The organism is Paenarthrobacter sp. NPDC089714 (genome assembly GCF_044748905.1).
Classification (GTDB): Bacteria; Actinomycetota; Actinomycetes; order Actinomycetales; family Micrococcaceae; genus Arthrobacter.
On record NZ_JBIVGX010000020.1, the window covers coordinates 17629 to 41013 of the forward strand.

Genomic DNA, 23385 nt, shown 5'->3' on the forward strand with positions numbered 1-23385 from the left:
AATGCCAGGCAGATCGGGCCACGCAATGGGGTTGCTATAGCAGCGGGTTGTTAAAGCACAGATTGGCCCAGGCCAGTCCGGGACTACCGGGCGGCCTGAGCCAATCAAAGGGTGCGATGAATATGCCCGGAGGGCTACGCGGCGGTCCCCGAACCTGCCTCGGCGGGCACGGCTGCGAAGGCCTCGCCGAGTTCATGGATCAACGACACCACGCCCGCGTCCTTGGCCAACTCCGCGTCGAGCAGAGCCAGTAATGCCGCCGTTCGGGCTTGACCGGACAGGAGGGACGCTTGAGCCACTGCGTCGGACAGGGGGTCCTGCAAACCAGGTTGAACGGCCAGGAAAGCAGACCACACCGCGATCATCCGCGCCGCGGCCCGTCCGGTTCGGCCGTCCGCACGCTCCGCGCGAAGGACCGGAATGGCGCGCATCCGCAGCTTGGTGCTGCCGTCCAGGGCGATCTGGGCCAGGTGGTGGGCGATCCGGGAGTTCCCGAAGCGCTCCAGCAAGGCAGCCCGGTATTCGGTGATGCGAAGTTCTTCTCCGGGGAGGTGCTTGGAGGCTTCGTCCCAGAATTCCTCCACGGCGTCGCGGCATACGGGGTCGGCCAAAGCTTCGGACACTGTAGTGTGCCCGCGGAGTTGTCCGGCGTAGGCCAGGATGGAATGCGCGCCGTTGAGGAGCCAGAGCTTGCGGTTTTCGTACGGCTCAATGTCGTCCACGAAGACTGCGCCGGCGTCTTCCCACCGGGGTCGCCCGGCGGGGAACGCACCGCTCAGCACCCAGTTATGGAAAGGCTCGGTGACCACAGGAGCTTCGTCCTGGTAGCCGCACGCAGCGGCCACGGCAGAGATATCGGAGGCAGTGGTCCGCGGAGTAATCCGGTCCACCGAGGTGCTGACGAAACTGACATTCGCTTCAATCCAGGCTGCGAGCCCGGCGTCAAACTCCCGGGCCAACGAGAGAACCCCGTTCCGGGCTACGTTTCCGTTGTCCGAGAGGTTGTCGCAACTGACGACGGCGAGCGGTCCGGCGTCGGAGGCCCTGCGGGCGGCGAGGCCCGCGACCAAGCGGCCCATCGGCGTCGTGGGTTCCCCTCCGGCGAGCAGAACCGAGAGGTCGGCGGCGCCCAGACCATACGCCGCTTCCGTGATGGTGAGGGTGACTACGGCAGTGGAGGGAGCGGCGAGCAGCTCGACGAACCGGGCAACATCGGCCCCGTCAACGGCCTCGACGATGCTGCCCACCACTTCGAAGGAGTCCCCGGAATCCGATCGTTCCACCACGGTGAAGAGGCCATCCTGGGCAGCCAAAACCGTTGCGGCGTCCGGGCGTCGGCCGGTGAAGGAGGCGATGCCCCACTCCCCCGCGTCGCCGGCGTGCTGGGTGTACCAGGCTTGGTGGGAGCGGTGGAACGCCCCAAGGCCCAGGTGCACGATGCGGACCGGGGCCGCCGGAGCCGTCCGGCGAAGCAGCCCGCTCACAGCTTGAACACCCGTCGCGGCGATCCATCGACGATGTCGAGAATCAGCTCGTGCGCGCGGTCCTCGCTGACGCGGTGCTCGGCAACCAAACGAGCGAGGAAGGACGCTTCGATGCGGCGGGACGCGTCGTGCCGGGCCGGGATGGAGCAGAATGCTCGGGTGTCGTCGATGAAGCCGGAGGAGCGCGAGAAGCCGGCGGTTTCGGTGACGGCCGAGCGGAAGCGCAGCATCGCATCCGGAGCATCAAGGAACCACCACGGCGCACCGAGGTACACGGATGGGTAGAAACCGGCAAGGGGTGCGAGTTCGCGGGAAAACACGGTCTCGTCCAGGGTGAACAGGACCAGGTGGAAGTCCTTGGCCGTGCCGAAGTCCTGCAGCAGGGGGCGGATTGCCTCGGTGTAGTTGATGGCGAACGGGATGTCGTGGCCGGTGTCTGCGCCGAACGACTCGAACGTGGGTCCGTGGTGGTTGCGGTACGAGCCCGGGTGGATGGTCATCACCAGACCGTCTTCCACGGACATCCGCGCCATCTGGTACATCATGTGGGCCTCGAACGCGTCCCGGTCCGCGGCGGTGGCCTCGCCGGAGCGGGCGTTCTCGAACAGGGCCTCGGCTTCGGCGGCATCGAGTTTGAGCGTCGCCGGGGTACGGACGCCGTGGTCCGCGGATACCGCGCCATGGTCCACGAAATAACGACGGCGGTTTTCCAGGGCTGCGATGTAGCCGGCGTAGCCCCTGCCGCCGTCGGCCGCGGTTTCGATCAACCGCTCAACGTTCGCGGCCCAGGTGGGGTGGGCGACATTGAGATACGCATCAGGGCGGAACGTGGGCAGGACGCGGCCGTTGAAGGTGGGGTCCTCGGTAAGCGCCTTGTGGCTCGCGAGGTTGTCCAAGGGATCATCCGTGGTGGCCAGGACCTCGATGTTGAAGTCCTTGAACAGCTGCCGGGGACGGAAATCCGGCTCCACGAGCTTCGCTGAAATCGCATCGTAGCTGGCATCGGCGGACATACCGGAGAGGTCCGCACCGAGCTTGAACACCTGCTCGAACTGGGTCCTGAGCCAGTAGCCCGAGGCCGTGCCCTCGAAGAGCGGCCAAGCCTCGACGAACCGCCGCCAGACCTCGCGGGAATCCTGGGACTCGCTCGCGTGGAGCTGGTCCATGGAGACGCCGTCGGCGTGGATCAAGCGGGTCACGTAATGGTCCGGGCTGACCAGCAGCGCGGCGGGATCCGGAAACGGCGTGTTCTGCTCGATGACCGCGGCGTCAACGTGGCCGTGCGGGGAGATGATGGGCAGGTCCTGGACGCGCTCCAGCAAGGACCGCGCGATGCTGCGCGTCCCGGGATCTGCGGGCAGGAGCCGGTCAGGGTGGGCTGCAAGGGACTGTGACATAGATCAATCTTCCGGCGCCCGTTGCCATTTTGTCAACCGGTTGCCAAAAATTGCCAAGTCGTTGCAAAGGGCGCTGCAACGAGGAGTGAGGGGCTAACTCAGGAGCCTGCCACTGGAACCGCGGACCACGAGTTCAGTCTCGACGCTGACGGCCCCGGCAGGCGGCTCGTGACCAAGCAACAGATCAAGGAGAATAGTGACTGCCCGGGTACCGCATTCCCGCAGCGGGGAACGCACGGTGGTCAGTGCTGGGGTGGTGAAATCCGCCCCGAAAATGTCGTCGAACCCAACAATGCTGATCTGGTCGGGAACCTGCATCCCGCCCGCCTGCAACTCCTGCATCAAGCCGATGGCAATGAGGTCGTTGTAGGTGATGACGGCGGTGGCCCCGCTGTCCAGCACGTCGCGCGCAACCTTCCTGCCGCCGTCGACCGTTGGCTTGCTCGACTCCAGGCGGACGGCAGTCAGTTTGGACCATTCCGCTGCGGCCTTGACGCCCTCCCAACGCCGGGCCGTCATCCAGGATTGGGGCGGGCCGGCAACGTAGGCAAGCTGCTCGTGGCCGTTCGCGGCGAGGCTCCGCACTGCCTCGCTGATGCCCTTGTTGACGTCGGGGACCACGCAGGGGACGCCTTCGATGTCGCGGTTGACCACGACGACGGGCTTGTCGCCGGCCAGCGAGCGGATGTTGTCGTCGTCCATCCGGGGGCTGGCCAGGATGAGCCCGTCGACGGTAGCGAGCAGCCGCCTGGCCGCCGTGACTTCGGTTTCGGGCGACTCGGACGACTCCGCGAGGACCAGTGTGTAATCCCGGGCCGCGCCCGTGGTTTCGGCGCCGCGGATGATGTCGAAGAACGTGGGGTTGGTGATGTCCGCGACGATCAGGCCGATGGTCTGCGTACGGCCGGTTGGCAGCGCCCGCGCGAAGGGGTTCACCTGGTAGTTCAGCTGTTCGGCCGCGTCCTCGATGATCTTTTGCGTCTTGGCGCTGACCCGTCCCGGCTTGCTGAGGGCGCGGGAAACCGTGGAGGGGTTGACTCCCGCGAGCTTGGCGATGTCGTAAATGGTGGGCGAAGACTTCTCACCCCGGCCGCGCTTGGAGGGGGCAGTGGAGGTTCCGGCGTTCGTCGCTTCAGTCACGGGTCCATCGTAGTGCCGTTTGGCAACAAAAGGCTGGACGGTTGCCAAACGCTCTCTCACGGATTCCCCCTCTAACGCCAACGCTCTCTCACGGACTCCCCCTCTAACGCCGACGCTCTCTCACTTTCGTGAGGAAAGTGAGAGAGCGCCGGCCGTGAAGGGCGATTTGGTGAGAGAGCGTCGGAGGGGTGGGTGTCGGGAGGGGTGGGTTAGGCGCGTTCGGGGAACTTGCCTTCTTCCGCGACGCGCTTGTTCAGTTCCTGCAGGAACTCGTCCTCGTCGAAGTCCAGGGAGACTTCCTTGCCGGTCCAGCTGGAGAGGTGGATGGCATTGGCCAGGCGGACGCCGTTGATGCCGTCGGAGCCCGGAGCCAGCAGCGGAGTTCCATCCAGGATGTTTGCGGCGAAGTTCTCCAGGACGCCCGCGTGCTGGCCGCCCCAGACGGACTCGAACTCGATGACCTCGGTGGAGTAGAGCTCCTCCCGGTTCAGCTGGCCCATGAAGAGCTTGCGGACATCGTCCATGCCCATGGAATCGCTGATCTCACGCTCGGGCTTGACCAGCCGCGTCACAGTGGCCACCTTGCTGTCTTCCACCACGATCTTGCCCTGGTCGCCGAGGATTTCGAACCTGTCGGTTCCCACGATGTCGTGGGTGGCGGTTACGAAAACGCCCGTGGCGCCGTCGCCATAATCGACGACGGCGGTGACCTCGTCTTCGACGGCGATGTCGCGGCGGAAGCCGTACGCAACCTTCGAGTAGACGGACTTGGGGACACCGCAGATCCACTGCCACAGGTCCAGCTGGTGCGGAGCCTGGTTGACCAGGACGCCGCCGCCCTCGCCGCCCCACGTCGCGCGCCATTCACTGGAGTTGTAGTAGCCCTGCGGACGCCACCAGTTGGTGATGATCCAGTTGGTGCGGCGGATGCTGCCGATCTCGCCGCCGTCGACGATTTCCTTGAGCTTCTTGTAGAGCGGGTTGTTCCGTTGGTTGAACATGATCCCGAAGGTCAGCTCCGGCTTGGTGGCAGCGTACTCGTTGAGTTCCTTGACCTGCTTGGTGTAGACGCCGGCAGGCTTCTCCACGAGGGCGTGAATGTCCCGCTTCAGGGACTCAATGCCCATCTCAGGATGGAGGTAGTGCGGAACGCACGTGACCACGGCATCAACGGAACCGCTTTCCAGCAGGGCGATGTAGTCGTCGAAGAACGGTGCCTCCGGGTAGAGGGAAGCCGCGAGTTCCTTCTTCGCCGGATCAGTGTCGCAGATGGCGCCGATTTCCATGTTCGGGACCATGCCGTCCTTGATGAACTTGGCGTAGGCGCCGCCCTGCTGGCCCAGGCCGATGATGCCGAGGCGTACTTTCTTGCTCATGAACTTAATCTCCGTCCGTTGAAGAATCTAGAAAAGGTCACTGTGGCCCATGGCCACCAGGTTGTCGTGGGAGGTCTGGAGGGCGTCCCACACCGTGCGCCCGTAGAGTTCGTCCTGCTCCACCAGGAGGTACTGCGCCCCGGCCTCAATGGCGGCGGGCACAATGGACGGGAAGTCGAGATTGCCTTCGCCCACCTCGGCGAACTGGACGACGTTCTTGAACTCGGCCATGAACCCGGCAAAATCGCCCTGTTCCAGGAGCCCGAAAGACGACTCGGGCATCTGCCCGATCCGGTAGTCCTTCAAGTGCACCATGGCAGTCCTTCCCGCGTACTTTTGCAGCGTCCGGACCGGGTCCAGACCCCCGCGCTGGACCCAGTGCACGTCGATTTCCATGCCCATGGCCGGCGAATTGTCGGCGATGATGTCCAGCATGTATTTGCCGTCGAACTTCGCGAACTCCACGTGGTGGTTGTGGTAGTACAGGCTGATGCCGTGCTCCTGCAGCCGCTCGGCGTAGCCGTTGGCTGTCTGGGCGAAGTCCACCACGGCGTCCAGGGACTTCATGGCGGGGAAGGGCAGCATGCCGATGCGCAGCAGCTTGGAGTCCAGGCGCTTGGCGTCGTCCACGATTTTGTCGAAGTTGTCCGCGAGCGACTCCACAGGGAAGCCCTTGCGGCCTTCCACCGCTACGGACAACGCAGCAATGTCCATGCCCAGTTCCGTCCGGGCACGCTCCAGTTCGGCCACGTTCTCCGGGGTCATGGGGATCTGGGAGACCTCCACGGCGTTGTAGCCGATTGCGCTGACCTTGCGCAGGGTCTCGAACGCTCCCACTTCGGCGAAGCTCTCCTTGAGCATCATCGCCTGTACGCCTATCTTGGCCACTGTTTTCCTCCGTGGTTCTCCGGCCCGCTAAGGCCCTGTTGATGTGTTGGCAAGACGCGGCAGCTACGCCGCGGCGCCAGCCTGTTCGGTCTGTCGGCGCTGCTGCTCGAGCAGGCGGTGGCGGTCTGCGCGGCGTTGTTCCTGGCGGTCCGGGTCGGGCACCGGCGAAGCCAGCAACAACCGTTGTGTATAGGGATGTTCGGGGTCCCGGGTGACGGTCTCCGCAGGTCCCTGCTCCACGATTTCCCCGCGGTACATGACGGCGACGCGGTGGCTGATGTGCCGCACCACGTCGAGGTCGTGGGAGACGAACAGGTACGACACCCCGGTGTCTTTCTGGATCTGCAGGAACAGGTCCAGCACGCGGGCCTGCGTGGACAGGTCCAGTGCGCTGACGGGCTCGTCGCAGACGATCAGCTTGGGAGAGAGCGCCAAAGCCCGGGCAATCGCCACACGCTGGCGCTGGCCACCGCTGAACTCCCGCGGGAGCCGGTGGATCGCGTCCGACGGCAGTCCAACCTGGTCCAGCAGTTCGCGCACGCGCTTCTTCGCTTCCGCGGCAGCCATGCCTTGCACGCCGAGTGGCTCGGCCAGGATGTCGCCGATCTCGAGGGCCGGGTTGAGCGAGGTGTACGGGTCCTGGAAGACCACCTGCAGGTCGCGGCTCAGCGTGCGGCGTTCCCTGCGGGAGGCGTTGCTGATGTCGTTTCCCTCGAAAATGACTTTCCCGGCCGTCACTGGAGCCAGGCCGAGCACGGCCCGGCCAAGGGTGGTCTTGCCCGATCCGGACTCCCCCACCAGCCCCAGGGTTTCCCCTTGGCCGATGGTGATGTTGATGTCCGTCAGCGCCCGGAAAGGCTTGGCACGGAATCTCTTGCTGGGGTACTCCACCACCAGGTTTTCCACGGACAGCAGCGGGGCTTCCTGACGCGAAACGGTGCTCATGCCACCGGCTCCTTCTCTGCTACGCGGCCCGTACCGGAATCTGCGTGTGAAACGGGCCCCTCCGGCGGGGAAACAAGCATGGTCATGGGCGTCTTACCTTCAAGCATGGACCCCAGCAGGGTCTGGGTGTACTTCTCTTTCGGGTTCCGGAGGATGTCCCGGACAGTCCCTTCCTCCACGAGCCGGCCGTTCTGCATCACGGCCACGCGGTCGCAGAGGTCGGCGACAACACCGAAGTTGTGGGTCACCAGGATGACGCCGATGTTCAAGCGCTGCTGCAGCTCCCGCAGCAGGTCCAGCACGTCGGCCTGCACGGTAACGTCCAGGGCTGTGGTGGGCTCGTCGGCGATCACCAGGTCCGGCTCGCAGCTGATCGCTCCGGCGATCAGCACCCGCTGGGCCATGCCGCCGGAAACTTCGTGCGGATAGGCGGCGAACGTCCGCTCCGGGTTGACGATCCCGACGTCGGTCAGCAGCTTCAGCGCGCGGGTCCGGGCCTCCGCTTTGGAGATGCCCAGGACGCGGACCATGGGCGTGACCAGCTGGTACCCGATGGTGAACGCGGGGTCCAGGTTGCTCATGGGTTCCTGGGGAATGTAGGAGATCCGCTTGCCGCGCAGCTTGGACAACCGTTCCTGGCTGACGCGGTCCTCGCCCGGGGCCACGGTGTAGTTGCCGTCGAACTGGATGGAACCGGCCACGATCCGTGCGTTGTCCGGCAGCAGGCCCAGGATGGAGAAGGCGGTCTGGGACTTGCCCGAACCCGACTCCCCCACAATGCCCAGGATTTCGCCGCGGTCCACGTGGAAGGACACGTCGTCCACCACTTTCTTGATGGAACCATCCGCCTGCGGATAGCCGACGCCGAGGTTGGTCACCTTGACCAAGTGGTGTTCGGTTCCAAGCTCGACGGCGGCAACCGACTTACGCGACGGGCGCGCCTTGGCGGGTTCGGCCGTCGTGCTGGCGCCGACTGTGCCCGAAGCAGGGGTGCGCTTCTTGCGGTGCTTGATCTTTTCGCCGTCTTCCAGGGCGTCGCGGATGGCGTTGCCCAGCAGGACGAGGCCGCCGATGGTGAGGGCCATGGCGAGGGCCGGCCACAGGAGGAGCGTGGGCGTCAGGTAGACGTTCTTGAAGCCCTCGGAGAGCATGACGCCCCACGTTGCCTTGGTGGGATCGCCGAGGCCCAGGAATTCCAGGCCGGATTGGATGGCGATGGCAACACCGGCGATCGCGGCTGTCTGGATGATGATGGGCGCGCGCACCACGGAGAAGATGTGGCGGGCAACAATCCGGATGTCGGAGAGGCCGGACACGCGGGCCGCGTCGACGTACAACTCATTGCGCACCGACTGGACGGCGGCACGGGTCAGCCTGAAGTAGGAAGGGCTGATCAGGATGCCGAAAGCGATCATGGAGATCCACACCGACGGGCCGAACGCTGCACGGATGGTGAGCAGGACGATCAGGCCGGGCAGGCTCATGAGGATGCTGACCACCCAGTTGGATACGGCCTCGAACTTGCCGGCGTAGTAGCCGGCGATGAGTCCGGCCGGGAGGCCGATGGCGATGGCCACCCCTGCACAGAGCAGCGCCGAAAGCAGGGTCAGTTGGGCGCCGAAGAGCAACCGGCTCCAGGTATCCCGTCCTGCGCTGTCGGTTCCCAGGATGTTGGTGGAGTCCGGAGCGGCGAGGGTCTTGCTGATGTTGGCGAAATTCTCTTCGAACGGGGCCAGCACAGGGGCGAAGATCGCCAGCAATGCGATGGTTGTCAGGATCACCAAGGCCGCTATGCCCAAGGGGTTCTTGATGAGCCGGCGCATCACGGTGGAACGGACCACGGTGCCGCTTTGGCCTGTTGCGGGCTTCGCCGCAAGATCTGCTGTTGAATTTATGGAGTCGCTCATGACACACGCACTTTCGGGTTGAGCCAACCATTGAGGATGTCCACCAGGAGGTTCACCACGATGACCACCACCACGGTGTACATCACCACTCCCATGACGACGGGAAGGTCAGTCTGGCCGGTCGCTGCCACGGCCAACGGACCCATGCCCGGAAGGGCGAAGATTTGCTCGATGATCACCACGCCGCCCAGCATGCCGATCAACTGCAGGCTCAGGACCGTCAAACCGGCGGGGGCGGCACTGCGCAGGACGTGCTTGAACAGGATCTCCCGCTCGCCGATGCCACGGCTGCGAAGCGTGCGGACGTAGTCGCGTTCAAGCTGCTTGATGACGGCACTGCGGATCTGTTGGGCACCGCCGGTCACGCCGTTGATCAGGAGGGCGATGACCGGCAAGGTCATCGAGACGATCCACGCTTCAGGCCCTACCTCGGGCGAGATGGTGCTGGTAGCGGGGAACATGCCCAGCTGGATGGCCAGGATGGTAACCAGGAACACGCCGATCACATACCCCGGAATGGAGTCACCAATGATCGCGCCAATCTGGACCACCCTGTCCACCCAGCCGCGCTTGACGGCTGCGGCAACACCAATCAGTGCTGCGCAGAGGGCGATCAGGATCATTGCTGCGAAAACCATGGTCATGGTTACGGGAATCCGGGTGGCCAGGGAGTTGGCTACCGGCTCCGAGGTGAACCACGAGGCGCCGAGGTTTCCGTTCAAGGCATCGCCCAACCAGGCGAAGTAGCGGGTGAAGAGGGGCTGGTCCAGACCCAGTTCGTGTTCCTTCGCGGCGACTTGTTCAGGGGTTGCCTGGTCGCCCAGGATGTTTTGCGCAATGCTTCCGCTGGCGGTGTACAGGAGGGTGAAGGTGAGCAGTGAAACCACCAGCAGCACCACCACCCCGCTGCCCAGCCTCTTCGCAATGAACTTGATCATGGGTTCCTACTTGGCAGGCGAGTAGTTGTAGATGGAAGGAACGGCCTGCTGGGCCTGCGGAACCACGTTCACCTTGTCGTTGTGGTAATACATCTGGTTCACGCGGAACAGCGGAGCGAACCAGGCCTGCTCAACCACGTACTTGTTGACTTCTTTGGCTGCTTCTCCGGCTTGGTCGCCGGCAGTGCGCACTGCTTGGATCTTGGCATCGAGTTCGGGAGTGGCGGTCTTGAACGGGTTGTACAGGGCCTTGGTGGACACGATCTGGTCGATGGCAACCGTGGGCTCGCCCTGGAACAGGTTGAAGTAGAGGGCGCTGTACTTCTGCGCAGCCACATCGGCGGTGAAGGTGTTGGTGATGGCAGCACCCGGGTTCAGGGTGATCCCCACATCGGCGAGCTGCTGCTTGAGGACGGAGATCAGGGTCTCGGCACCGGGAAGGGTGGGTACGTCGATGCTGACCCTGCCTTCGAAGCCGGATTCCTTCAGGAGCTGCTTGGCCTTGGCGGGATCGTAGCTGTAGTAGTTCTCCAGCTCTTCGCTCCAGGCACCGCTGTCCTTGCCGAACGGCTGGGAGGTGGGTGTGCCCTGGCCGAGCATCACTTGGTCCAGGATGGTCTTGCGGTCGAAGGCGTAGTTGATGGCCTGACGGACCTTGACGTTGGCCAGCGCAGGGTTCTTGGTGCCGTCGCGGTCAAGAAGGAGCAATCCGGCCCAGTCCACCTGGTTGGTTTCCAGCTTCATCTTGGCGCCCTCAGCCTGCTTGCCGTTCTTGGGGTCAAGGAGCGTGGCATCGATCTGGCCGGAGACCAGCGCGTTGGTGCGGGCTGTGGGATCAAGCAGGACCTTGAGGGTCAGCTTCTTGTACTTCTGCAGGTCCTTGTTCCAGTACCCTTCGCGGGCGGTGAAGACCGTCTGGGAATCCTTGACGGAAGCTGCCTTGTCCATCACGTACGGGCCGGAGCCGACGGGGACGGTCTTGATGGCGTCGGTGCCCAGTGCCTTGGGGCTGCCCATCAGGCCGGCGGCCTGGCTGAGGAAGAACTCGAGGGCCGGTTCGGGAGCGGTGAGGTTGATGTCGATGGTGTCAGCATCCACCACGGCAACGTCAGATACCGAGCTGAGTTGGGCCATCTGAGGACCGTTGGCCTTCTTGAAGTGGTCCAGGTTGGCCTTGGCCGCTTCGGCGTCGAACTTGGCCCCGTCGCTGAATGTGACATCCGTGCGGAGGTCCACGGTGAGCTTGGTGTTGGTGTCGTTGTACTTCCACGCGGTGGCCAGCATGGGGCTCAGCTTGCCGTCCGGTTCGCGAAGGATCAGGGAGTCATACGCTGCCTGGTATGGCTGCAGCGCGTGGCCCACGTGGGCCTGGGCCGGGTCCCACGAGGTAAGGTCGCGGAGGGTTCCCAACGTGAGTGCCGTGACGGTGGTTCCGCCGGCGTTCGAACCTGCGCCGGCTCCACCGCCGCCACAGGCCGTGAGCGCGAGAGAGGCACTCAGTACAAGGGCAGCTGCTGCCGCCTTGGGACCTAACTTCATTGTCGGCTCCTAAAGAGTCTTGCCTGATGCGAACGGGATCGGATCAGAGCTTAGAAGGTGTGGCCTGGGCCACATATTTCTGGGGTGTGGGATTTACAGTACGGTCTTTGGCCGCCTTTGGCAACCGATTGTCAAAAGTTTCTAAAGTTGTTGCCATGCGTGCTTCCGGAGGCAATGCGCGAACACCCAAGTAGGTCGCAGTTGTGCGCGTTTTGAGGGCTCATAACGCGCACAAATGCGACCTACTTGGGTGCGTAAGGCGGAATGTCAGCCCACCCGGTCAAGCATTTCCGGGTAGCTCTGGGCATAGACGTCCTTCACGATCCGCAGCGACTTGGCCGCCTCGGCAGGGCTGATCCAGAACGGCTCGGGATGGTTGAGCTTGGCGTAGAAGTCCCGGATCAGCAGCTCATGGGAAACGCCCCAATAAGCCCGGCCTCCGGACTCCAAGGCACGCTCGGGAATCACGTCCACTCTGCCGTCGGCGTACGTGACGGTCAGCTCGCCGCGGAGGCTCAGGGTGGCGTTCTCCGTAACGATGTCCAGCGTCACGGGTGCGTTCACGGCATTGGCGAGCGTTGCGAAGAAGACGCTGCGGGCTCCGTTCTCGTGCTCGGCAACAAACTCGGCGGTGTCCTCCACCTCGATCACGCCGGCAAGCGCCCGGGTGGAAGCCCTGCCCTCAACTTTCGCCACGTCACCCACGAGCCACTGCAGCAGGTCCACGGTGTGGATGGCCTGGTTCATCATCAGCCCGCCACCACCTCCGGCCCACGTGCCACGCCACGGCCGGTCGCGGTAGTAGTCACCCGAACGGTGCCACATCACAGTGGCCGACGCCCCGAGCACCTGGCCCAGCGTGCCGCCGTCGAGCAGTTCCCGCATGGCTTGCGACGTCGCGTTGTAGCGGTTCTGGAAACACACGGCGATCTTCGCCGTGCTCCGTTCCGCCACCTCGATCAGCCGACGCCCCTCTTCAAGAGTGTGCGCAAGCGGCTTTTCGACGATCACGCTGACGCCGGCCTCCAGGCAGTCGGCGGCAATCGAGGCGTGGAGGTGGTGCGGCGTGCAGATATGCACGACGTCGGGACGCACCTTTTCGAGCAGGTCGAGGTGGCTCGCGTACCCCGGGACGCCGTGGGCAGCTGCCGCCGCTTCCAGGCGTTCGGGATTGGTATCGCAGACCGCAACCAATTCGGCATCTGCCAAGGTTGCCAGCGCCGCGAAATGGACACTCGATACGTCACCGCAACCGATGACAGCCGCTGTTGGCATGTTCCTGCTCCTTCGAAGGAATGGGTTGGTTTTGGGCCGCCCTGGTGTGCGCGGCGCTGTTATGTGCCGCGCAGGCCAGGGGCCCAGGTTGGCGGACGCCAAGGCTGGCGAGTGCGCCGGTTGCCGGACGCCCTGGGCTCACGCCAGGCTGACGCCGTTCTTGGCGGCAAGCCCGGCAAACGCCCGGGCAGCGACGCCGAAGGCCACCGGCCCGGAGAAGCCGCCGAGTTCGTGCGCCTGGGCCAGGTGCGGCTCCAGCGAGGCGAACCCGCCGAACCCGTCTGCGGCGAGTGCGGCGATGGTTTCTTCGAGTTCACCATCACCCTCGCCGGACGGCACCACCTCGCCCGTCGATGCCAGCGCATCCTTCACCTGGAAGTACTCGAGGTACGGGCGCAGGATGGCATAGCCCTGGGTGTAGGGCTTGACGCCCACCTGGACAAAGTTGGCGTTGTCCCAGGCAACCCGGAGTGCCCGCGAGTTCACGGCTTCCATGATGTCCAGGACACGCTCCGGGATATCTCCGTAGATACCCTTTTCGTTTTCGTGGAGGAGGACAACGCCTTCCTTTTCGGCCACCTGCGCCAGCGCTGCCATGCGTTCGATCACGGCGTCGCGGATATCTTCCTGGGTCTGGCCTTCGCCGCGGTAGAAGGAGAAAATCCGGACGTACGTGGTGTCCAGGCCCTTGGCCACGGAGATGATCTGCCGCAGCCGTTCCACTTCATGTTCCACAGGGAGGCTGACGTCTACTTTTCCGATCGGGCTGGCCACCGCGGAGACTTTCAGGCCCTTTTCGTCGAGGATGGCTTTGAGGCGCTCGACGTCGGCCGGCGCCAGTTCCGAGACGTTGGTCCCCCAGGCGCTGCGCACTTCGATATGGCTCGCGCCGAGTGCAAGGAGCACCGCAGCCTGGATGGTGGGGTCGGGGTCTACTTCATCGCCGAAACCTGACAGGCTCCACACGGCGCTGGGTTGAGTCACAAAATCTCCTTGATGTACCGGCGATACCCTGATCGGAATGCGCGCGGTGATGCAGTTCACAGCGGGTCTTGTCCGTTTGAGTCTAGCTATCTTGGCACGTTATTGACAACCGATTGCCAAAAGTTTGCAAGTGTGGCACGGTTGATCCACACTGTGGCAGTGGTCACAGCAGGATTCCACGCTCACGGAATCCTTTGTTCAGAGAGGAACGCCCATGGCGACGCCACCCGTGGCAGCAGACCGTCCTGCCACCATCCATGACATTGCCGCGCTGTGCGGCGTCGCAGCGTCAACCGTCTCACGGGCACTGACCAATCCCGACCGCGTGAATATCCGCACCCGGCAGCGGATCCAGGCAGCCGCCGTCGAACTTAACTACACGCCGAACTCCCAGGCGAAGGCGCTGAGTTCCGGGAAGACCGGAGCCGTGGGCGTCCTGGTCCCGGATATCACCAACCCGTTCTACTTCGACCTCATCCGCGGGACGCAGCTCCAGCTCAAGGCCGCCGGTTACACGCAGCTCCTGGTGGACACCGAGGAGTCGGACGAGGTTGAGGCCAGCACCTTGGAGCAACTCCGGAAGAGCGCCGACGGGGTTATTGTTGCGGCGTCCAGGCTCAACGACTCCTCGCTTTCCGAGGCGGCGCTGCGGATGCCCATGGTCACCGTCAACCGGGACGTGGACGGCGTGCCGGCAGTCATCATCGATACGCCGTCGGCCATGACGCAGGCCCTCGACCACCTCATCTCACTGGGGCATACGTCGGTGGCCTACCTTTCCGGCCCCGTCGTCTCCCAATCAGGCTCCCGCCGCTGGGCCGTCCTGTCGGCAGCAGCGGAGGACCGCGGGATCGACCTGCGCCTCCTTGGCCCGTTTGCCCCGAAGACCCAATCCGGGGCAGCGGCCGCAGATGCCGCCGTCCACAGCGGCGTCACGGCGTGCATTGTCTTCAATGACCTCATTGCCATCGGGATGCTGCAACGCCTGCGCGAACGGGGCATCCGCGTGCCGGAAGACATGAGCATCGTGGGGTGCGACGACATCTTCGGTGCCGACTTCTGCAACCCGCCACTGACCACGTTGAGCTCACCGATTGAACAAGCAGGCCGGGTGGCGGTATCCATGCTGTTGGCCCAGCTCAATCCCCTGGCCGGCGGGGGCAGCCGGAGCCGTTCGGTCATGCCCACGCATCTCACGGTCCGCGGCTCCACCGGCCCGGCACCCAGCTCCACCCGCCCCGCCCCCAAGTAAGTCGCATTTGTGCGCGTTTTGAGCGCTCAAAACGCGCACTACTGCGACTTAGTTGGGCCGCGCGGGGCAATATGGTTGAGCGGTCACAACTGCGCTGGCTAGTGTTGAACACATGCGCGAACTCCAGGCCAAGATCATCGAGGAAATGGGCGTCCAGCCCCGGATCAATCCCGCAGAGGAGGTCCGCAAACGGGTTGCCTTCCTGAAGGACTACTTGAAGGCCACGGGCACCAAGGGCTTTGTGCTCGGCATCTCCGGCGGCATCGACTCGTCGCTGGCAGGCCGGCTGGCCCAGTTGGCCGTCGAGGAGCTTGAAGCCGAGGGCGTTGAGGCCAACTTCGTCGCCGTCCGCTTGCCTTACGGCATCCAGCACGACGAAGACGACGCCCAGGCAGCCCTGGACTTCATCAAGGCCAAGACCGAGTGGACGTTCAACATCTCCCAGGCCGTGGACGGCTTCGAGGAGGAGTTCGAGAAGACCACCGGCGCCGCGATCTCGGATTTCCACAAGGGCAACACCAAAGCCCGCGCCCGCATGATCGCCCAGTACGCACTGGCCGGCGAACACAACTACCTGGTGATCGGCACCGACCACGGCGCCGAGTCAGTGACGGGCTTCTTCACCAAGTTCGGCGACGGCGGTGCGGACATCCTCCCGCTGTTCGGCCTCAACAAGCGCCAGAACCGCGAGCTCCTGGCTGAACTGGGCGCTCCCTCGCGCGTGTGGGAAAAGGTCCCCACCGCCGACCTCCTTGATGGCAAGCCCGGCCGGACCGACGAGGACGAACTTGGCATCACCTACGACCAGATCGACGATTACCTTGAGGGCCGCGACATCGCCGAGGACGCAGCTGGGCTCATCGAGCAGAAGTACCTCCGGACCCGCCACAAGCGCACGGTTCCGGTCACGATCTTCGATACCTGGTGGAAGTAGCGTCTACCCCTTAGGTGCCACCTCACGGAACCACGCCTTATTCACGCACCACGCTTAACCACGACGGCGGGTGCGGACTTCACGCGAAGTCCGCACCCGCCGTCGGGCTTTAACAACGCTCTCTCACCAAACACCCCCTCCCGCAAACCCTCTCCCACCAAACACCCTTCTCCCACCAAACACCCTTCTCCCACAAACTCTCTCTCAGCACCCTTGACGATGTGATAGTTACCGATATATCGTTAACTATCGCCGATACTCGATCGGTGATACCTATCGAAAGGACGATGCTGTTATGAAAGGCATCCACGAACACCACGAAAATTCCTTCCCGGAGCACGGCGACGACTCCCACGGGCGCGGCCGATTCAACCGGGGCAAGGGCCGGCGCGGTCCGGGCGGCCACGGCGGAGGCGGGTTTGGTCCGGGCTTCGGTCCCGGATTTGGCCCAGGCTTCGGACCCGGCGGGTTCGGCCCACGGGGCTTCGGCCCGGGTGGTCCGCGTCGCAACCGCGGCGACGTCCGGGCAGCAATTCTGTCGCTCTTGGCAGAGGCTCCCTCGAACGGCTACGGACTGATCAAGACCATTGCCGAAAAGACCTCCGGCGCCTGGCGTCCCAGCCCCGGCTCGGTCTACCCCACACTGCAGCAGTTGGTCGATGAAGGACTGATTGTCGCCGTCGGTGAGGGTCGCCGCACGGAATTCACCCTCACAGAAGACGGCCGCGCGTACATCGCCGAGCACGAGGAAGAACTGGCCAACGCCTGGAACACGGAGGCCGACTCCACCGGCGCAGCCTTCCACCAAAGCGTTGGAAAGCTCATGGGCGTCATCCACCAGTTCCGTTCCGCCGCCACCGACGAGCAGCGCCAGGCCGCCATTGAGAAGCTCGACGAGACACGTCGCGCGCTCTACCTGATCCTGGCTGACTAGTTTCGAATTCATCCCCTTGACCTTGACGTAACGTCAACCTCTACTGTCGAAGTACAGGCACAGGACGGAGGACGGATGGACTGGTCAATCCAGGAAATCGCCAAGATGGCAGGCACCACCAGTCGCACGCTGCGTCACTACGACGACATCGGGCTGCTGAAGCCAAGCCGGACCGCCCACAATGGCTACCGCTATTACGACGGTCCGGCACTGGTCCAGCTCCAGCGCATCCTGCTCCTGCGGGAACTCGGGCTGGGCTTGCCGGCGATATCGGACGTTCTTTCCCGGGAGACGGACACCGTCAAAGCCCTGAGCGGCCATCTGGAATGGCTCGGACAGGAACAGGACCGTCTCGCACGGCAGATCGCGTCCGTGCAGCAAACCATTGCGACATTGAAAGGGGATGGAAAGTACATGGCACAGGACATGTTTGACGGCTTTGACCACACTCAGTACAAGGACGAGGTGGAGGAGCGATGGGGCAAGGACGCCTACGCCGCGAGTGACGCGTGGTGGCGGGGAATGGGCTCCGAAGAAAAGCAGGCTTGGAAAGACAGGGCCCAGAAGCTGGGCAGCGACTGGATCGCCGCCGCTGGTTCCGGCGTTGCGCCGGACAGTGCCGAGGCACAGGATCTCGCACGGCGGCACGTCGAGTGGCTGCGAGGTATCCCGGGAACGCCCTCGGCGGCGCCCGGCGGTGACGTGAAGGGCTACGTTATAGGGCTGGGCGAGATGTACGTTGCCGATCCACGTTTTGCAGCCAACTACGGCGGGGAAGACGGAGCCACCTTCGTACGGGACGCGCTGCGGGCCTACGCGGAGGCGAATCTGTAGAGCCCCGCGCTGAACCGGGTGACCCGGACACTGCAGTAGCATCACTTGCATGCCGAGCACGGTCCCTGCGTCCCCCGCTTCCTGGGGGCGATGCTATTTCGCGTTTCAATCCGGGGCCGGTTTGGCGTGGTGGATCTTGGTCTTCGGGTCCACTTGGGTTCGGGATACCACCCTGGGAGGGCTGGATCCGGTACTCGTCGCCATTTTCGACGTGCCGCTGTTCGTTATCGCATCTGCCGCGGCAGCGCTGGGAAGCAGGGCCGCCGCGAAGGTGACATCCGGCTGGACCGTAACTGTCGCCGTCGTACTTGGACTCTACGCGACCATCACGACGCACGCGGGGTGGGGCGTCCTGCTCATGGGCGCCGCCAGCGCGGGGTCGCTGGTGGCCGCGTGCCTCATGATGTTCGGGCGGGTTCCCACAGAGTGGATCCTCAAAGGGCCGTTTGCGTTCCGGGCCGCCCGCGAGAGTGGCACCGCGGTGCCCCATTTGGCCAGGACCATGCTGCAACTGCTGTTCTTTTGGGGGTTGTTCCTTGGCCTGATCCCCTGGATTCTGGCTTTTCTGGAACAGCGGTGGGGAGTTGCTGCCGTGCCTCCAGCAGGGGTAGGGGCCGTGGGGGCGTCGGTCTTCCTTTTAGGGAGTGCGCTCGGCGTGTCTTCTGCCATCACGATGTCGACGCTGGGGCGCGGGACTCCGCTGCCCTCGGCGATGCCCAACCGCTTGGTGATTGCCGGACCGTATCGATGGGTGCGAAACCCCATGGCCGTAGCGGGGATCGGGCAGGGGGTGGCCGTCGGCCTGATGCTGGGCTCGTGGATGGTAGTAACTTACGCGGCCGCGGGATCCCTGGTGTGGAACTATGCCGTCCGACCACTCGAGGAGGCCGATCTGGAGGGACGGTTCGGGGAAGACTTCCGTAGTTACCGGGCCAACGTCCAGTGCTGGATTCCGAGGCTGCCCGCGCGCTCCTGACCTCCCCTGCAGTTTCTTGTAACAATCAGCAGCGAATCACAATCTTGTAATTTCGATACTAGAATCCCCGAGGGCGTCCAGCCACAGGCGCTCTTCTATCGGCCGTTGACTCACGGTCCGATGTTCGAAATGGGGATTTTTTGTCTAATCACACTCCGCCCGATACGGGTTCTTTCCGGCTGCCCACCTCCACCATTTGCGTGGGCATCCTTGCTTTACTTTTACTGGTGATCGGCGCTGTTGCCTCGGGCATCGGTGGGGTTCTCATCATGTTGGGGCTCTTTGCCCTGGTGACCGGTATCTACGTCGCCGCTACCGGACGACGCTCGTGGGCGCTGGTGCCCGGTGGTCGTCGTTCCGGGGCAATCGTGCTGACCGGCGCATTGGTCTTGTTCGTCGTGGGGGCCGCCCTGAGCCCGGCCAAGCCCAAGGAGAACCTTGAGGCATCACCGGCTGCTGCCGAAGCCCAGAGGTTGGTGGAATCCAGCACCTCCGCCAGCGCTACTCCGTCTCCAACGCCCTCGGAGTCTGATTCCGTCGCACCGATGGACCCCGAGACCACGACTGAACTCGCTGCCAGCGCCACTTACAAAGCTCCGCACGCCCAGCCGGCCTACGCTTCCAAAGCCCTCGACGTCCTGGCAACCCTTGCCGTCAAGGGCCGTGCCCCGAAGACGGGATATGAACGCGAACAGTTTGGCCAGGCATGGGCTGACGTTGACCGCAACGGATGCGATACCCGCAATGACATCCTCAAGCGCGACCTCACCCAAGTGGCATACACCAACAGCGTCCCCTGCAAAATCCAGAGTGGGATGCTCGCGGACCCTTATACCGCCAAGTCCATCGCCTTCCTTCGTGGTGCAACCACCAGCACCGCCGTGCAAATCGACCATGTGGTAGCACTCAGCGATGCCTGGCAGAAGGGCGCACAGCAGTTGAGCTTGGAACAACGTACCGCGCTGGCGAACGACCCCCTTAACCTGCAGGCCACGGATGGTCCCACCAACCAACAGAAGAGCGACGGCGACGCCGCCACCTGGCTGCCGCCGAGCACGTCGTTCCGCTGTGAATACGTTGCGCGGCAGATCTCCGTCAAGGCCACCTACAGCCTCTGGGTAACGCAGGCCGAGCACGATGCCATGGCCCGGATCCTTGCGGATTGCCCGAACCAGGCTGCGCCAACCAACGAAAAGGCCCCAGCACCTGTCCCCGTGCCGACTCCGGCAACTGTTCCCGCGCCGGTAGCTGAGCCCGCACCCGCAGCCCCTGCGCCGGCGGCTCCAGCCCCGGCACCAGCCGCGCCGGCTGTCGTTCCGGCCCCGGCTCCAGCTCCTGCTCCTGCCGCGCCGGCTGGACCTAACGTGGTTCATCCCGGAGCGTTCTGCAGTGGTGGAACAGGTGTAAGTTCAACCGGCAAGCCAATGGTTTGCGCTCCTGCCAAGGATGGCCGGATGCGCTGGATCAGCGCGTAACGCTTTCGGGTACGACGACGGCGGGTCCCGGTTCCGTCGTAGAGAAAGCTTAACGTTGCAGCCTTTGTTGTCGATGTGGCGGTCGGCTTCGCGTCGTATTAGTGATAGCTCTAGTGGAGAGCTTGAAGAAAGGCTAAATGATGGCGAAGTATCTGGTTCTTATCTACGGCGACGAGACGGCAGCGAGTCAGGCGGCTGGCGAGACAATCAGTGCCCCGTATAGGGAGTTCATGGAGCGACGGCAGAGTGTGCTTGTCGGTGGTGCCGCATTGGAGCCAGCGGCGATGGCAACATCGCTCCGGTCGGACGGCGCAGGTGACTTCATTGTCACGGACGGCCCGTTCGCGGAATCGAAGGAAGCCTTGGGTGGCTACTACATAATCGAGGCAGCCGATCTGGACGAGGCTCTGGAAATAGCGAAAGAGGTCCCGGCACCGTTCGGCGGTGTCGAGGTCCGTCCGATCCGACTGGTGAGCTGATGGGCGTGGTTGCCAGCGCGAACGTTGCAGCAGCTGTGGCGGATGCACATCGCCGAGAGTGGGGCTTCGTGCTGGCAGCCACAGTCCCGGTCATCGGTGATCTGGGACTTGCCGAGGAAGCCGTTCAAGATGCCTACGCTCGCGCTCTTGAGACATGGGGCTCGCGCGGCATCCCCGCTAATGCTGGTGCTTGGTTGACTACCGCCGCCCGGCGACGTGCACTCGACATTCATCGTCGGGCGGCAACCGCGCTGCGCGCGCTCCCCAAACTTGCTGAACAAGCAGACGCGACGACGCCGGATCCTTTCGACCTGGAAGACATTCCCGACGATCGGCTCCGGCTGATCTTCACGTGTTGCCACCCTTCGCTAGCACTCGAAGCGCAAGTCGCGCTGACCTTGCGGCTGCTCTGCGGACTGTCCACTGCTGACGTTGCTCGAGCCTTCTTGGTCCCCGAGGCGACGATGGCGGCACGAATTACGCGAGCGAAGAAGAAGATCAAAACCGCTCGCATCCCTTATCGAGTTCCTCCCCTGGAGGAGTTGCCCGGCAGGGTGAGAGCGGTGCTGTCGGTCATTCACCTGGTGTTCACAACGGGTCAGACCGCTCCGACCGGCGAAGAACTGATGCGTCACGATCTCGCTGAACGTGGGCTGGAACTGGCGAGACTGCTTCGGGTTCTCCTGCCTGATAACCCCGATGTCGGCGGGTTGCTCGCCTTGATCCTCCTCACTGACGCGCGCCGCGACGCGCGACTCGATGAGCATGGACAGCTCGTCCTTCTGCGGGATCAAGACCGACTTCGGTGGGATAGGCAATTCATTGACGAGGGTGCGCGGCTGCTCCGCGAGTCGCTACGGTTGCAGGCTCCGAGTCGGTTCACCATCATGGCTGCGATCGCCGCTGTGCACGATCAGAGCCCATCGTGGCCCGAAACCGACTGGGCAGAGATCGTCGGCCTTTACGACCTGCTGTTCGAAGTGTGGCCCACACCGGTCGTCTCGCTGAATCGCGCGATTGCAATCGGATTTGCGCTTGGGCCGAAAGAAGGCCTCACTGAACTCGATCGATTAACCGGTGAACCACAATTGGCCCACTACGGCTACCTTTCCTCGGCCAGGGCCGAGTTTCTCGCTCAGCTGGGTCGAACAACCGCAGCGAGAGAAGCCTACGAGGAGGCGTTGCTCTTGACAGGCAACGGCGTTGAGCGCGATTTCCTCGCCGCTCGGCTCGACCAACTCGGATTGTAGGGGCCCAGTTCGGAGTTCCTGTCGATTTCAACGACACCTCGGCGTCGATTCGGCAGAGGGCACGGCCCGCGAGCATGTCGTCCTCCACTCGGGACACAGGAGCAGGGCATGTGCCCCTCAGACGAACGCCGACTTACCCGTCACAGCCCGGGCAACGATCATCGAGTTGATCTCGTAGCTGCCTTCGTAGGTATAGAGGATCTCGGCGTCTCCGAAGAGTTTCCCCATCTCGTAATCCGTGGTGATCCCATTGCCGCCCAGCAGCGAGCGCCCCATCGCCACGGAGGCTCTGGCCAAACGGGTGGTGGTGGCCTTGGCCATAGCAGCCTGGACCATCTCCAGCTTTCCCGCTTGCTGGATCCGGGCGAGTTCCACCATCAGGGACAACGAAGCGTGGGCATTGCCCAGGATGTCCGCGAGCTGTTGCTGGACAAGCTGGAAGCGTGCCAACTCCCGGCCGAATTGGAACCGGCTCAACGCGTAGCTTCGGGCCACATCGAAGGCCGCGAGCTGAATCCCCGCGGCCTGCCATCCGACCCACGCCCGGGAGTCGCGCAGCAAATCGTTGGCGCGGGAAAACTCGGTAGCTCCAGGAAGGAGATTGTCCAAGGGCACCCGGACCTCGTCCAGGACGATGTCCGCGTTCTGCATGATGCGCAGGCCGATCTTGTGCGTGATCTTTGTTGCCGAGTAACCGGTCCGGTCCGTTTCCACGATGAACCCCTTGACGTGCCCGTCGGCTTCATCGCGGGCCCACACCAGGGCGAAGTCCGCGATGGTACCGGCGCCGATCCAGCGCTTGGCGCCGCTGATGACCCATTCGCCGCCGTCGCGCCGCGCCGTCGTCGAGAGTCCTCCGGCGATGTCCGAGCCGTGGTCAGGTTCCGTGAGTGCGAAGGCGCCCAGTTGCGTGAAGGATTCGAGCCCCGGCAACCACCGCTGTTTCTGCTCGGGGGACCCCAACTCGTGGATCATTCCGACGATGAGCTCGTTGTGGATGCCCACCAACGCGGAGAGCGAAACGTCGGCCCTGGCGATCTCGGTGTACATGAGCCCTTTGAAGAGCTTCGATGAGCCATCCGTTTGCAGCCTTCCGAGCCCAAATTTGGCCATGTCGGCCAGCAGGCCAAAGGGGAACTCTTCCCGGTTCCAGTAGTCGATGCTGGCGGCCCGCACCTGCCCTTGAAGGAACTCGCGCACCTCGGCGTAGCGGGCGCGTTCCCCGTCGGGGAGCAGGTCCACCACGTACATCAGGTCCGCCTCCGGATAAGGAGGGAGGACATTTTCCTTGGCCGCACCGCTTGTGGCCGTGCCGGCTTTTTCGTCGAGCATGTGACCCCTTCGTCATGTCCCGCGCAGGCTCTTCCAAACCCTTGGA

At 63.9% G+C, this 23385-nt stretch carries 20 protein-coding genes; 8 read left to right on the top strand and 12 right to left on the bottom strand.

What is annotated here, in order from left to right; translation table 11 throughout:
• Positions 1-134: 134 nt before the first annotated feature.
• The 11 genes from ACIPY3_RS21585 to ACIPY3_RS21635 form a co-directional block, all read right to left on the bottom strand.
• Positions 135-1484, bottom strand: a complete 1350-nt coding sequence (locus ACIPY3_RS21585) for a mannitol dehydrogenase family protein (protein WP_400337296.1) — start codon at positions 1482-1484, stop codon at positions 135-137.
• Positions 1481-2881, bottom strand: coding sequence for a glucuronate isomerase (uxaC, locus tag ACIPY3_RS21590; protein WP_400337298.1), 1401 nt, complete (start codon positions 2879-2881; stop codon positions 1481-1483). The genes ACIPY3_RS21585 and uxaC overlap by 4 nt, the downstream gene beginning before the upstream one ends.
• 93 nt (positions 2882-2974) lie before the next feature.
• Complete coding sequence (locus ACIPY3_RS21595; protein WP_400337300.1) at positions 2975-4021, bottom strand: LacI family DNA-binding transcriptional regulator; 1047 nt, start codon at positions 4019-4021, stop codon at positions 2975-2977.
• A gap of 209 nt (positions 4022-4230) precedes the next feature.
• Positions 4231-5397 carry a Gfo/Idh/MocA family protein gene (locus ACIPY3_RS21600; RefSeq protein WP_400337302.1) on the bottom strand — a complete coding sequence of 389 codons (1167 nt, stop codon included), beginning with the start codon at positions 5395-5397 and terminating at the stop codon, positions 4231-4233.
• A 27-nt stretch (positions 5398-5424) separates the two neighbouring features.
• Complete coding sequence (locus ACIPY3_RS21605) at positions 5425-6285, bottom strand: sugar phosphate isomerase/epimerase family protein (protein WP_400337304.1); 861 nt, start codon at positions 6283-6285, stop codon at positions 5425-5427.
• A 63-nt stretch (positions 6286-6348) separates the two neighbouring features.
• A complete protein-coding gene (locus tag ACIPY3_RS21610) occupies positions 6349-7230 on the bottom strand; it encodes an ATP-binding cassette domain-containing protein (RefSeq protein ID WP_400337305.1) in 882 nt (293 codons plus the stop codon).
• A complete protein-coding gene (locus ACIPY3_RS21615) occupies positions 7227-9137 on the bottom strand; it encodes a dipeptide/oligopeptide/nickel ABC transporter permease/ATP-binding protein (protein ID WP_400337307.1) in 1911 nt (636 codons plus the stop codon). The genes ACIPY3_RS21610 and ACIPY3_RS21615 overlap by 4 nt, the downstream gene beginning before the upstream one ends.
• Positions 9134-10075, bottom strand: a complete 942-nt coding sequence (locus tag ACIPY3_RS21620; RefSeq protein ID WP_400337308.1) for an ABC transporter permease — start codon at positions 10073-10075, stop codon at positions 9134-9136. The genes ACIPY3_RS21615 and ACIPY3_RS21620 overlap by 4 nt, the downstream gene beginning before the upstream one ends.
• 6 nt (positions 10076-10081) lie before the next feature.
• Positions 10082-11614: an ABC transporter substrate-binding protein gene (locus ACIPY3_RS21625; protein ID WP_400337310.1), complete on the bottom strand. Its 1533-nt coding sequence runs from the start codon at positions 11612-11614 to the stop codon at positions 10082-10084.
• Positions 11615-11881: 267 nt separating this feature from the next.
• Complete coding sequence (locus ACIPY3_RS21630) at positions 11882-12889, bottom strand: Gfo/Idh/MocA family protein (protein ID WP_400337312.1); 1008 nt, start codon at positions 12887-12889, stop codon at positions 11882-11884.
• A gap of 138 nt (positions 12890-13027) precedes the next feature.
• On the bottom strand, positions 13028-13873 hold the full coding sequence (locus ACIPY3_RS21635; RefSeq protein WP_400337314.1) for a sugar phosphate isomerase/epimerase family protein: 846 nt from the start codon (positions 13871-13873) through the stop codon (positions 13028-13030).
• Between the two features lie 214 nt (positions 13874-14087).
• On the opposite strand from ACIPY3_RS21635, the gene ACIPY3_RS21640 reads away from it, so the two are divergent.
• From ACIPY3_RS21640 to ACIPY3_RS21675, 8 genes are all read left to right on the top strand, one after another.
• On the top strand, positions 14088-15125 hold the full coding sequence (locus ACIPY3_RS21640) for a LacI family DNA-binding transcriptional regulator (protein ID WP_400337316.1): 1038 nt from the start codon (positions 14088-14090) through the stop codon (positions 15123-15125).
• A 112-nt stretch (positions 15126-15237) separates the two neighbouring features.
• Positions 15238-16059 (top strand): ammonia-dependent NAD(+) synthetase, encoded by an 822-nt coding sequence (nadE, locus tag ACIPY3_RS21645; RefSeq protein WP_400337318.1) that lies wholly within the window; start codon positions 15238-15240, stop codon positions 16057-16059.
• A 295-nt stretch (positions 16060-16354) separates the two neighbouring features.
• Positions 16355-16993, top strand: a complete 639-nt coding sequence (locus ACIPY3_RS21650) for a PadR family transcriptional regulator (RefSeq protein WP_400337319.1) — start codon at positions 16355-16357, stop codon at positions 16991-16993.
• Positions 16994-17068: 75 nt separating this feature from the next.
• Complete coding sequence (locus ACIPY3_RS21655; protein WP_400337321.1) at positions 17069-17827, top strand: MerR family transcriptional regulator; 759 nt, start codon at positions 17069-17071, stop codon at positions 17825-17827.
• 49 nt (positions 17828-17876) lie between these two features.
• On the top strand, positions 17877-18803 hold the full coding sequence (locus ACIPY3_RS21660) for a methyltransferase family protein (RefSeq protein WP_400337323.1): 927 nt from the start codon (positions 17877-17879) through the stop codon (positions 18801-18803).
• 140 nt (positions 18804-18943) lie between these two features.
• Positions 18944-20278, top strand: coding sequence for a DUF1524 domain-containing protein (locus ACIPY3_RS21665; protein ID WP_400337325.1), 1335 nt, complete (start codon positions 18944-18946; stop codon positions 20276-20278).
• 137 nt (positions 20279-20415) lie between these two features.
• The gene (locus ACIPY3_RS21670) at positions 20416-20757 is read left to right on the top strand and encodes a YciI family protein (protein ID WP_400337327.1); all 342 of its coding nucleotides are present in this window, start codon (positions 20416-20418) and stop codon (positions 20755-20757) included.
• Complete coding sequence (locus ACIPY3_RS21675) at positions 20757-22007, top strand: RNA polymerase sigma factor (RefSeq protein WP_400337329.1); 1251 nt, start codon at positions 20757-20759, stop codon at positions 22005-22007. Before ACIPY3_RS21670 ends, ACIPY3_RS21675 begins: the two co-directional genes overlap by 1 nt.
• A 117-nt stretch (positions 22008-22124) precedes the next feature.
• Here ACIPY3_RS21675 and ACIPY3_RS21680 read toward each other — a convergent pair whose 3' ends face one another.
• On the bottom strand, positions 22125-23339 hold the full coding sequence (locus tag ACIPY3_RS21680) for an acyl-CoA dehydrogenase family protein (RefSeq protein ID WP_400337331.1): 1215 nt from the start codon (positions 23337-23339) through the stop codon (positions 22125-22127).
• Positions 23340-23385 lie beyond the last annotated feature (46 nt).